At 63.2% G+C, this 11,497-nt stretch carries 10 protein-coding genes and 1 riboswitch; of the genes, 1 reads left to right on the top strand and 9 read right to left on the bottom strand.

The window, feature by feature from the left end; all coding sequences use genetic code 11:
* Positions 1-84: 84 nt before the first annotated feature.
* Positions 85-2,709, bottom strand: coding sequence for an alanine--tRNA ligase (alaS, locus tag ASF84_RS11975; protein ID WP_056838543.1), 2,625 nt, complete (start codon positions 2,707-2,709; stop codon positions 85-87).
* Positions 2,710-2,907: 198 nt separating this feature from the next.
* Positions 2,908-3,912, bottom strand: coding sequence for a low-specificity L-threonine aldolase (gene ltaE, locus ASF84_RS11970; RefSeq protein WP_056838542.1), 1,005 nt, complete (start codon positions 3,910-3,912; stop codon positions 2,908-2,910).
* Positions 3,913-4,053: 141 nt separating this feature from the next.
* Positions 4,054-4,203: riboswitch (FMN riboswitch) on the top strand.
* A gap of 121 nt (positions 4,204-4,324) precedes the next feature.
* On the opposite strand from ltaE, the gene ASF84_RS11965 reads away from it, so the two are divergent.
* Positions 4,325-4,831, top strand: a complete 507-nt coding sequence (locus tag ASF84_RS11965) for a 6,7-dimethyl-8-ribityllumazine synthase (protein ID WP_056838539.1) — start codon at positions 4,325-4,327, stop codon at positions 4,829-4,831.
* A gap of 16 nt (positions 4,832-4,847) precedes the next feature.
* Here ASF84_RS11965 and ASF84_RS29080 read toward each other — a convergent pair whose 3' ends face one another.
* The 7 genes from ASF84_RS29080 to aruF all read right to left on the bottom strand — a co-directional run bounded on the left by ASF84_RS29080 (position 4,848) and on the right by aruF (position 11,429).
* A complete protein-coding gene (locus tag ASF84_RS29080) occupies positions 4,848-5,021 on the bottom strand; it encodes a hypothetical protein (protein ID WP_156684218.1) in 174 nt (57 codons plus the stop codon).
* 86 nt (positions 5,022-5,107) lie between these two features.
* On the bottom strand, positions 5,108-6,118 hold the full coding sequence (gene astE, locus ASF84_RS11960; protein WP_056838537.1) for a succinylglutamate desuccinylase: 1,011 nt from the start codon (positions 6,116-6,118) through the stop codon (positions 5,108-5,110).
* A gap of 10 nt (positions 6,119-6,128) precedes the next feature.
* The gene (locus ASF84_RS11955) at positions 6,129-6,413 is read right to left on the bottom strand and encodes a hypothetical protein (protein WP_056838535.1); all 285 of its coding nucleotides are present in this window, start codon (positions 6,411-6,413) and stop codon (positions 6,129-6,131) included.
* 51 nt (positions 6,414-6,464) lie between these two features.
* Positions 6,465-7,811, bottom strand: a complete 1,347-nt coding sequence (astB, locus tag ASF84_RS11950; protein WP_056838533.1) for an N-succinylarginine dihydrolase — start codon at positions 7,809-7,811, stop codon at positions 6,465-6,467.
* A 49-nt stretch (positions 7,812-7,860) separates the two neighbouring features.
* Positions 7,861-9,327, bottom strand: coding sequence for a succinylglutamate-semialdehyde dehydrogenase (astD, locus tag ASF84_RS11945; RefSeq protein WP_056838531.1), 1,467 nt, complete (start codon positions 9,325-9,327; stop codon positions 7,861-7,863).
* Positions 9,327-10,343 carry an arginine N-succinyltransferase gene (astA, locus tag ASF84_RS11940; RefSeq protein ID WP_056838529.1) on the bottom strand — a complete coding sequence of 339 codons (1,017 nt, stop codon included), beginning with the start codon at positions 10,341-10,343 and terminating at the stop codon, positions 9,327-9,329. The genes astD and astA overlap by 1 nt, the downstream gene beginning before the upstream one ends.
* Before the next feature lie 54 nt (positions 10,344-10,397).
* Positions 10,398-11,429 (bottom strand): arginine/ornithine succinyltransferase subunit alpha, encoded by a 1,032-nt coding sequence (gene aruF, locus ASF84_RS11935; RefSeq protein WP_056838527.1) that lies wholly within the window; start codon positions 11,427-11,429, stop codon positions 10,398-10,400.
* Positions 11,430-11,497 lie beyond the last annotated feature (68 nt).

The raw sequence follows: 11,497 nt of genomic DNA, 5'->3' as shown, positions 1-11,497 counted from the left end.
GCCGCCTCAGAGCCTTTAAAAGGCACCCGTTAACATTCAATCCAGGCCCGGCCTGCCGGTTGTCCGACAGGCCGGCACGCCGGGTCAGATACCCTGTTCCACGAAAGGCACGGTCAATGCCAGCGCCGCATCCAGCGCCGTCGCATCGACGCCGCCGCCCTGGGCCATGTCAGGACGACCGCCGCCCTTGCCACCGACCGCCGCGGCCGCCTGCTTCATCAGATCACCGGCCTTGAGTTGGCCGGTCAGGTCCTTGGTCACGCCTGCAACCAGTACGACCTTGCCATCCTGCACCCCGCCGAGCAGGATCACTGCGCGACCGAGCTTGTTCTTCAACTGATCGACCAGCGCCAGCAGCGCCTTGCCATCCTGACCATCCAGGCGGGCAGTCAGGACCTTCACACCCTTGACGTCCACTGCGGCCGACGACAGATCGTCGCCGGCTGCGCTGGCCGCCTTGGCCTGCAGTTGTTCCAGTTGTTTTTCCAGCTGACGATTGCGCTCCAGCACCGCCGACAACTTGTCGAGCAGGTTGTCGCGATTGCCCTTGACCAGGGTCGCCGCTTCCTTGAGTTGTTCCTCGGCCGAGTTCAGCCAGGCCAGTGCCGCTGCACCGGTGATCGCTTCGATACGACGCACGCCGGCGGCCACGCCGCTTTCACTGACAATCTTGAACAGCGCGATATCGCCGGTGCGATTGGCATGGATACCGCCGCACAGCTCGACGGAGAAATCCCCGCCCATGCTCAGTACGCGCACGGTGTCGCCATACTTCTCGCCGAACAGCGCCATGGCGCCCTTGGCCTTGGCGGTTTCGATATCGGTTTCTTCGGTCAGCACTTCAGTGTTCTTGCGCACTTCGGCGTTGACGATGTCTTCGAGCTGGCGCAACTGCTCGGGCTTGATGGCCTCGAAGTGGCTGAAGTCGAAACGCAGGCGCTGGCTGTCGACCAGCGAGCCTTTTTGCTGCACATGCTCACCGAGCACGCGGCGCAGGGCCTCGTGCAACAGGTGGGTGGCCGAGTGGTTCAGGGACGTGGCCTGACGCACCTCGGCAGTCACCTGAGTCTGCAGCCGGTCGCCTACTTTCAGGCTGCCAGAGGCCACGACGCCATGGTGCAGGAACGCACCACCGGTCTTGGTGGTGTCACGCACGTCAAAGCGCACATCGCCCGCCTGCAGGTAGCCACTGTCGCCGATCTGGCCGCCGGACTCGGCGTAGAACGGCGTGGTGTCGAGGATGACTACGCCCTCCTCGCCTTCACCGAGCTGCGCAACTGCCTGGCCATCCTTGTAGAGCGCCACCACAGCGGCATCGCCGCAGGTGGCGGCATAACCGGTGAACACGGTCGGTACATCAACCTTGACCAGGCTGTTGTAGTCCATGCCGAACGAGCTGGCCGAACGCGCACGCACACGCTGGGCTTCCATCTCACGCTCAAAGCCGGCCTCATCCAGGGTCAGCTCGCGCTCGCGGGCGATGTCGCCGGTCAGGTCCATCGGGAAACCGTAGGTGTCGTAGAGCTTGAACACCACTTCACCCGGCACCACGGTGCCCTTGAGTTCGGCCAGGTCCTGCTCGAGAATTTTCAGGCCCTGCTCCAGGGTCTTGGCGAACTGTTCTTCCTCGGCCTGCAACACGCGCTCGATGTGCGCCTGCTGCTGCACCAGCTCCGGATAGGCGTGGCCCATCTCGGCCACCAGCGCGGCGACGATCTTGTGGAAAAAGCTGCCCTTGGCGCCCAGTTTGTTGCCGTGACGGCAGGCACGACGAATGATGCGACGCAGCACGTAGCCGCGACCTTCATTGGACGGCAGCACCCCGTCGGCGATCAGGAAGCCGCACGAGCGAATGTGGTCGGCCACGACCTTGAGCGAGGCCTGGGCATCGTTGCTGCAACCGATGGCCTGGGCCGAGCCGGCCAGCAGGTTCTGGAACAGGTCGATCTCGTAGTTCGAATGCACATGCTGCATGACCGCACTGACCCGCTCCAGGCCCATGCCGGTGTCGACCGACGGCGCTGGCAACGGATGCAACACGCCATCAGCGGTGCGGTTGAACTGCATGAAGACGTTGTTCCAGATCTCGATGTAGCGATCACCATCTTCTTCGGGCGAACCGGGCGGGCCGCCCCAGATGTCGGCGCCATGGTCAAAGAAGATCTCGGTGCACGGGCCGCAGGGACCGGTGTCGCCCATGGTCCAGAAGTTATCCGAAGCGTAAGGCGCGCCCTTGTTATCGCCGATGCGCACCATGCGCTCGGCCGGTACGCCGACTTCCTTTGTCCAGATGTCGTAGGCTTCGTCGTCGGTGGCGTAGACGGTGACCCACAGCTTTTCCTTGGGCAGGTTCAGCCACTTGTCGGAGGTCAGGAACGTCCAGGCGAAGGTGATGGCATCACGCTTGAAATAGTCACCGAAGCTGAAGTTGCCCAGCATTTCGAAGAATGTGTGGTGACGGGCGGTGTAGCCGACGTTTTCCAGGTCGTTGTGCTTGCCACCGGCACGCACGCACTTCTGGCTGGTCACGGCACGGGTGTAGGCCCGCTTTTCCTGGCCCAGGAAGCAGTCCTTGAACTGGTTCATGCCGGCGTTGGTGAACAGCAGGGTCGGGTCGTTGCCCGGGATCAGGGAGCTGGAGGCAACACGGGTGTGGCCTTGCTCTTCGAAGAAGCTCAGGAAGGCTTCACGGATTTCTGCGCTTTTCATTAGGTTCTTCCACGGAAACTGCAGCCAGGCCCGTACACAACGTCACGCGACGTAACGACGGCAAAGGGCCGCATTATATAGGCGTTACCGCCTCGGTACAGTGTGTTTGTGTGATAGGGACGTTCAATTGGACTATCGGGCACCCCAGAAACTACAGGCGTTGTCATCGCCGGCGCTTTCAAAGGTGCCTTGGGGGCTTCAGGCGCGGACAAAGCCTGCAAATACTTCCAGCACCTGCTCGATCTGCGCCGCCGAGACATCCAGGTGCGTCACCAGGCGCAAGCGCGGCGCGGCACTCACGATCACGCCGTGCGCAGCGCAATACGCCTTGAGTGCGGCGGCACGCTCGCCCATGTGCACATAGACCATATTGGTCTGCACCGGCTCGACTTCCAGGCCCAGCGCGCTCAGTCCCTCGCCCAGACGGGCAGCATGGGCGTGGTCGTCCGCCAGGCGCTGCACCTGGTGATCCAGGGCATAGAGCCCTGCGGCCGCCAGCAGGCCGGCCTGGCGCATGCCGCCGCCGACCATCTTGCGCAACCGCGCCGCCTTGCCGATCAGCGCCTGCGAGCCGCACAGCACCGACCCTACCGGCGCGCCCAGGCCCTTGGACAGGCATATCGAAACCGAGTCGAAATACCGGGTGATTTCCCGGGCATCGACACCCAGTCGCACCGCGGCGTTGTACAACCGGGCGCCGTCCAGGTGCAGGGCCAGGCCGTGCGCGTGGGTCAACTGGCGGGCGGCGGCCAGGTAATCGAGCGGCAGCACCTTGCCCTGCATGGTGTTTTCCAGGGCCAGCAAGCGGGTGCGGGCAAAGTGGAAGTCGTCCGGCTTGATCGCAGCCAGCACCTGCTGCAGGTCCAACGAGCCATCGGCCTGCACTTCCAGCGGCTGTGGCTGGATGGAACCCAGTACCGCCGCGCCGCCGCCTTCGTATTTGTAGGTGTGTGCCTGCTGGCCGACGATGTATTCATCGCCTCGCTCGCAATGGGCCATCAGGCCCAGCAGGTTGCTCATGGTGCCGCTGGGCACGAACAACGCCGCCTCAAAACCCAGGCGTTCGGCCAGCACCGCTTGCAGGCGATTGACGGTGGGGTCTTCACCGTACACATCATCGCCCAGCGGTGCCTCGGCCATGGCCTTTCGCATACCGACAGAGGGCTGGGTAACCGTGTCGCTGCGCAGATCGATCGTGATCATGAAAAACTCCCTGAGCAAAACGCGGGCATCGTGGCAGAGCGCCGCCGTTATAAGTAAAATGCATGAACACCATACTAAAGTGTCCAAGCATCTTGGCCATAACTGTGATAAAAATCCTGCGCCGGCGCCACACAGTGTCGGCAACGTTCTCAGGGCGGGGTGCAAGTCCCCACCGGCGGTAATGACGCACAACGTCTAGCCCGCGAGCGCTGCAGCCTCATGGCCGCAGGTCAGCAGACCCGGTGTGATCCCGGGGCCGACGGTCACAGTCCGGATGAAGAGAGAACGGGATGTGTGTCGACCGTATCGAGTGTTGTATCGAAAGCTTGCAAGGTTTCGATGCGCTCATGCGCCACCGGTATCCCCTTCGATCAAAACGCCCTGTTTTATTGATAAACAGGAGTCAGAACACGTGCAACCTACCGCTATCAACAGCAAGAGCCACGCCAACGAACGCATCGCGTTCATCCAGGCCAGCTGGCACAAGGACATCGTCGACCAGAGCCGCAAGGGCTTTCTCGCCGAAATCACCCGCCTGGGCTATAGCGAAAACGATATCGACCTGTTCGAAGTCGGCGGCGCCTTTGAAATTCCCCTGCACGCCAAACTGCTCGCCAACACCGGCCGCTATGCCGGCATCGTCGCTGCAGGCCTGGTGGTCGACGGCGGTATCTACCGTCACGAATTCGTCGCCCAGTCGGTGATCAGCGGCCTGATGCAAGTGCAGCTGGAAACCCAGGTGCCAGTGTTCTCGGTGGTTTTGACCCCGCACCATTTCCACGCCGGCGAAGAACACCACAAATTCTTCTTTGAGCACTTCGTGCACAAAGGTGAAGAAGCCGCGCGCACCTGCGCCGATACGCTGGCCAAGGTGCGTCAGCTGCATCACCTGGCCGCGCCGCAGAAAGCGGCAGGCTGATTCGAGGATCCGCGGCTCAGGCAGCTGCTGTCAGAAAGCCACAACCTTTTGCTTTCTGGATGTTTAATTGTTGCCGTGCTGTCGCGCAGCAAACACCCGATCTGTAGGAGCGACCAACGGTCGCGAAAAGATCCGCATGATTCACTGCGGCGTTCGCGACCGTCGGTCGCTCCAGGAAGGTGATTTTCATGCCGATCATACGTTGTGTTTGATGAGCGTCCGATGTTTGCTGCGTAGCAGTGCTGTATCAGCAACCTGCCTGCCCGCAAAGGCGGCTCAATCCTCCAGTACAGCATCTGTGGCCGGCACGATCAGCAGTGCTGCCCGCAGGCCGCTGGCCACCCGCGGGTTGGGAAAGATGATGCGCGTGCCCTTGCGCTCGATCACCCAGCGCTTGCCGCCGATGTCCTGGGCCAGCACATAGTCCTTCTGCAAGGGTGAAAAATTCTCCACATCCTCGGCCAGGTGCAGCAGGAAGGCCTCGCTGTACTTGATCACTTCCTGATCCACCCGAAACAGTTGCAAGCCTTGCAACGAGCCGTCGGTTTCAGGCTCGCGGCCTTCGATCATCTGCATCAGGCGTTCGCGCAAGGCTGACAGGTCGACCTGCTGGTTTTGACCAAAGGGCCGGGACTTGCCCAGCTCCAGCGTAAAGGCCTGGGCATCGAGTCGATCACAGGTGTAGGCGCTGAATACGGTGGAAGGCTTGCTCTGCAACAGCACAGCACTGATACCGGCCGCCTGCAGGCGTGCCAGTTCGGCACGCGAAGGCTGACGCCCTTCTTTCCACGGACACAGGGCAAACTGCTCGATCGCCGAGCCACGAATCGCCGTGTGCAGGTCGTAATGCACACGCTCGCGCCCGGGCAGGCTGAAGAAGCTGGCTGCCAGCCGTTCCAGCAGGCAGGCACGCAGGGCCTCAAGGCCACTGCTTTGCTCGTGACCGCCACTGAACAGCCGGTTGACGTCCTGCTCGACATAGCGCACCCCACGGCGCATGGCCTCAGGGTTGCCGAACAGGAAAAGAATGCGGGCCCGGGGCTTGAGTTCACCCCGGGCAATGGCGCGGATCAGCGCATCGAGCAGTTCGATGGGCGCGGTTTCGTTGCCATGGATGCCGGCCGACAGCAACAGGTCCAGGCCGTTGTCGCGGCCCTCGGGGGGCCGCACTTCCAGCGCGCCCTGGTCCAGCCAGCGCAGGCGTACGCCGCCGACGGTCAGTTGAGTCTTTTCTGCAGGCTCGCGGCCCGCCAGAGTCAGGTCAAGCAGTTTACCGAGGGCGAGCATAGGCAGATCCTCAGTGGTTGCAGTCCGGACCGTGGACATGGTCGTCACCGGCGTCAGGGTCAGCCGGTTCCATCTCCAGCTGCAGGCTGACCAGGTTGGTGGCCAGCGGGCGCAGCAGCAGGTTGGCGTACTCTTCGTCGTCCTCTTCGACATCGACCCCGATCAGCAACTGGCCACGGCCGTCCTGCTGGATCCACACTTGCTTGCCTTGCCAGACCACGGCCAGGCGCGTCGAAGAAATCTCGGTCTGCTTGCCGTCGGCATCTTCAAGAATCAACTGCAGGGTGTCGCTCATAACGGGGATGCTCCAGGCAAATGAACCTCAGCGCACGATCACGCTGTATCGTCAGTTCTGTTGAAAAGGGTAAACGGACCCCAGTGTAAGGATTTGCGTCAGTTGATCCAATGCCGTGCGGCATTCAAGCAGCAATTGCGGGTCGGCCAGGTCGTGTTCGTGCATGCGGTCGCGGTAATGCCGCGCCACCCAGCCGGTCAACTGTTCATACAGGGCCTCATTCAATATCACGCCCGGATTGACCGCCGCCAGCTCCTGCTCATTCAGCACCACGCGCAAGCGCAGGCAGGCCGGCCCGCCACCGTTGCGCATGCTTTGCTTGAGGTCGAAGGCTTTGACTTGCGCGACGGGACCACCCTCGGCCAACAGGCCTTGCAGGTAGCTCCAGACCCGAGGGTTGTCCTGGCACTCCTGGGGCACCACCAGCAGCATCGAACCGTCGCTTCGGGTCAATAGCTGGCTGTTGAACAGGTAAGAGCGCACGGCATCGTCGACACTGATGGCGGCGCGCGGCACGACGATAGGCTGCAAGCGCCCGCCGACCCGCTCCAGTTTGCCGTGCAACTCGTCCAGCAGCGCCTGGCTGTGCAAGAAAGCGTCCTGGTGATACAGCAGCACCTGGCCATTGCCTACGGCGATGACATCGTTGTGAAACACACCCTGATCGATCACCGACGGATTCTGCTGGCCGAACACCACACGCTCATCGCTCAGCCCGTGCAGGCGTGCCACGGCTTTGGAGGCTTCCAGGGTCTGGCGCGCCGGGTACTTGTGCGGCGCGGTGTAGCGGGTGTCGAACGCGCTGCGGCCAAAAACGAAGAATTCGACGCCGGGCTGGCCATGGTCGCGACACAGCCGGGTGTGGTTGGCCGCGCCCTCGTCGCCAAATTGAGTCACGTCCGGCAGCGCCGGATGATGGGCAAAATACCGGGCATCGGCGAACATCGCCTCCAGCAGCCGGCGGGTGGTCGGATGCTCCAGGCTGCGGTGGTATTTGCAATTGAGGTTGGCGGCGGTGAAATGCACCCGGCCATCGGCGGTGTCGGCGCTGGGGCTGACGGTGGCGGCGTTGGCCACCCACATGCTCGATGCTGAACAGGTCGCCGCCAGCAACGGCATGTCCTGGCGCGCGGCCTTCTCGATGACCTGCGCATCACTGCCGGCAAAGCCCAGGCGGCGCAGGCTGGCCACGTCCGGGCGCTCTTGCGGGGCGATCAGCCCCTGGGTAAAGCCCAGATCCATCAGGGCCTTCATCTTTGCCAGGCCCTGCAAGGCGGCTTCACGCGGGTTGGAGCTGAGCTGGCTGTTGTTCTGCGAGGCCACGTTGCCGTAGGACAACCCCCCATAGTTGTGGGTCGGACCCACCAGGCCGTCAAAATTGACTTCACGGGTTTTCATCAAGCACGGCTCCATGGATCTGTTTTTTATCAGGCCGACACCCGGACACTCAGTCCAGACGGATGCCCGGCGTCAGGCTGCCAGGCAGGGTCAGGTCCGCAGCCTCCAGCGAAGCCACCGGCCACGCGCAATAATCGGCGGCGTGGTAGGCGCTGGCGCGGTGATTGCCAGAGGCGCCCACGCCGCCGAACGGCGCGGTGCTGGCGGCGCCGGTCAGTGGTTTGTTCCAGTTGACGATCCCGGCGCGGCTGTGCAACCAGAACTCGCGGTAGCGCGCTTCGCTGTCCGACAGCAATCCGGCGGCCAGGCCGAATTGCGTGGCATTGGCCTCGGCGATTGCACCCGCAAAATCACGGTAGCGGATCACCTGCAGCAGCGGCCCGAACAGCTCCTGGTCAGGGCGCTGTTCCACTTCGGTGACGTCGAGGATGCCAGGGCCGAGCAAGGCGGTGCCCGGTTGCAAACGGGTCATTTCCAGCAACGCCACCGCACCACTGGCCAGCAGGTCATGCTGGGCCTGCAACAGGCTGTCGGCGGCTGGCAAGGAAATCACCGCGCCCATGAACGGCGCCGGCTGCTGGTCGAAAGCCGCCACCTGCAAGGTTTTGCTCACCGCCACCAGACGTTGCAGGAACGCATCGCCCCAAGCGCCCTCAGGCACCAGCAGGCGCCGGGCACAGGTGCAGCGTTGGCCGGCCGAAATGAAGGCCGACTGGACCACGGCGTACACCGCCGCGGCCACGTCACGCACTTCATCGACCACCAGCGGGTTATTGCCCCCCATTTCCAGCGCCAGGATCTTCTCCGGACGCCCGCCAAACTGCTGGTGCAAGGCCTGCCCGGTGCGGCTGGAGCCGGTGAAGAACAGCCCGTCGAGGCCCGCATGCGCGGCCAGCGCCATGCCAGTGTCGCGCCCGCCCTGCAACAGGTTGAGCACGCCGGCCGGCAAGCCGGCCTCGACCCAGCACTGCAGGGTCAGCTCGGCCACGCCGGGGGTCAGCTCACTGGGCTTGAACAAAACGGTGTTGCCGGCCAGCAGCGCCGGCACGATATGGCCGTTGGGCAGATGGCCGGGAAAGTTATAGGGGCCGAACACCGCGACCACGCCATGCGGCTTGTGACGCAAGACCGTCCGGGCGTCGCCGAGCACACCGTTCGTTTCGCCGGTACGCTCGCGATAGCTCTGCACCGAGATGGCGACCTTGTTGACCATGCTGGTTACCTCGGTGGCCGATTCCCACAGCGGCTTGCCGGTCTCGGCACCGATACGATAAGCCAGCTCGTCGGTCCGGGCCTTGAGGCGGGCGGCAAAAGCTTCGAGCAGGTCGATACGTGCCTGCAAGGGCCGCAAGGCCCAGTCGGCAAAGGCCCGGCGAGCGGCCTGCACGGCCTGGTCGACCTGGCCTGCGCTGGCGGCTTCACCGGCCCAGACCACCTGCTGGCTTACCGGGTTGTGCGAGGCAAACGCCTCGCCCTGCCCCGGCTGCCAGGCACCGTCTATGTACAGGGCACTCATCAGGCACCTGCCGCCATCGGTACGGCACGCACATTGTCGCCAGGGCTCATGCGCAGGCGCCGGGCAGTGGCCGGGTCGACCACCAGCGTACCGGCCACCGAGCGGGCGCGGCCCACGGTGATGCGGCAGTCTTCACGCTTGCGGTTATGAATCAGGAACAATGGCGCCTCTTCACCGGCGGTGCCGATGGCCAGCACCAGGGTCTGGCTGTCACGCACCGCGCGGACCTTGCCGGTCTCGCATTCAATGGCCGGTCCGGCATCAAAGATGTCGACATAGCCCTGATAGGTGAAGCCTTCGCTCTTGAGCATGGTCAGCGCCGGTTCCGTCTCGGCATGAACCCGACCAATCACCTGGCGCGCCGCCTCGGACAAGAAACAGGCGTACAGCGGAAACTTGGGCATCAGTTCGGCAATGAATGCCTTGTTGCCGACCCCGGTCAGGTAATCGGCCTGGCTGAATTCCATCTTGAAAAAGTGCCGGCCCAGGCTTTCCCAGAACGGCGAATGGCCCTGGTCATCGGAAATACCGCGCATTTCCGCGATGAGCTTGGGACCGAACAGGTCGGGAAACTCGGCGATGAACAGCATGCGCGCCTTGGATAACAAGCGGCCGTTGAGGCCGGTGCGCGCGTCGCTGTGCAGGAACAACGAACACAACTCCGAGTTGCCGGTCAGGTCATTGGCCAGGAACAGGGTCGGGATCTCGCGATAGATGTTCAATTCCTGCGAAGCGTTGACCGTCAGGCCCACGCGGTAGTTGTACCAGGGCTCGCGCAGGCCGACCGCGCCGGCGATGGCGGAAATACCGATGACCCGCTCCTGATCATCTTCCAGCACGAACAGGTAATCGGAGTCGGCCCGCTCGGCCTGGCCGCGAAAGCTTTTTTCGGCCCAGCCAACGCGGTGCGTCAGGCGTTGCTCGTTGGCCGGCAGGGTCGTCAGGCCCGCACCGGTGCTGCGCGCCAGGTCGATCAGCGCGGGCAGGTCAGTGCTGCGTACAGGACGAACGATCATGTTTTCTCCTCATGAGGCTCTGCGAGCCCCGACAAACGAACCGACCGCTGCCAGTCAGACCGCGACAATGCGCACGCTGGCGCCTTCACCGACACCCAGCGCCTCGGCGGCCTGCGTATTGAGCACCACCGGACGCCCCGGGGCCCAGTCCAGTTCCAGCAAGACCGCCCGGTAATCCTGCAACAGGTCGTTGGCGACCAGGTACGGTCGCCCGCCACGCACGACCTCAGCGACCTGCCCGACCTGGATCTTGACCGGCACCAGGCGACTCTGGGCAATCGAGCGGATCCCCGAAGTGCGTGCATGCAAAGTGGGGCCACCATCGAAGATATCGATGTAATGGTCGGTCTCGAAACCTTCGCGCATCAGGATATCGAAAGTGACTTGCGCACGCGGATGCACCTGACCCATGGCCTCTTGCGCATCATCGGACAGCAAGGGCACATAGATGGGGTAATGCGGCATCAGTTCGGCCAGGAAGGTCCGGCTCTTGAGCCCGCAGAGGCGCTCGGCGTCAGCGTAGTTGAGGTCGAAGAAGTGCCGGCCGATCGAGTCCCAGAACGGCGAATCGCCATGTTCATCGCTGTAGCCGACGATTTCGGTGACCACCGAGTCGGCAAAGCGCTCGGGATGACTGGCAATGAACAGCAACCGGCCACGGGAGTTGAGTTCCGACCAGGCGCTGCCGACCAGTTCGGGGATGACATAGAAACTGGTCAGCAGGCTGTTGCCGGTCAGGTCGTGACACAGCGACAGCACGTGGGTCTTGTTGTGAATCTTCAGTTCACGCGAGGCGTGGACGAACGTCTCGTTACGAAAGCTGTAGAACGGCTCGGAATAGCCCGCCGAGGCGACGATGCCCGAGCAGCCCACCAGGCGACCGGTGTCGCTGTCTTCGAGGACGAAAAAGTAGGTTTCCTCGCCGTTGAAGCTCACTTCGGCGGCAAACGAAGACTCCGAAGCGACAATCTTGTCGCCCAGCCGACCGGCATCGTCAGGCAGGGACGTGACACCGATCGGGCTGTCAGCGGCCAGCCGCTGGACCTCGGCCAGGTCGGCCATTTGCGCGGGGCGCATCACCAGCATGGTGTCACTCCTTGGCGTTCAGTAAATGGGATATTCGGTAGCAACCGGTGCAATCGCTGTAGGAGCGC

The sequence above is a fragment of the Pseudomonas sp. Leaf127 genome, from assembly GCF_001423155.1.
GTDB lineage: Bacteria > Pseudomonadota > Gammaproteobacteria > Pseudomonadales > Pseudomonadaceae > Aquipseudomonas > Aquipseudomonas ovata.
Note: the sequence above shows the minus strand (reverse complement) of the source record. Positions and strands in the feature narration are given on the sequence as shown.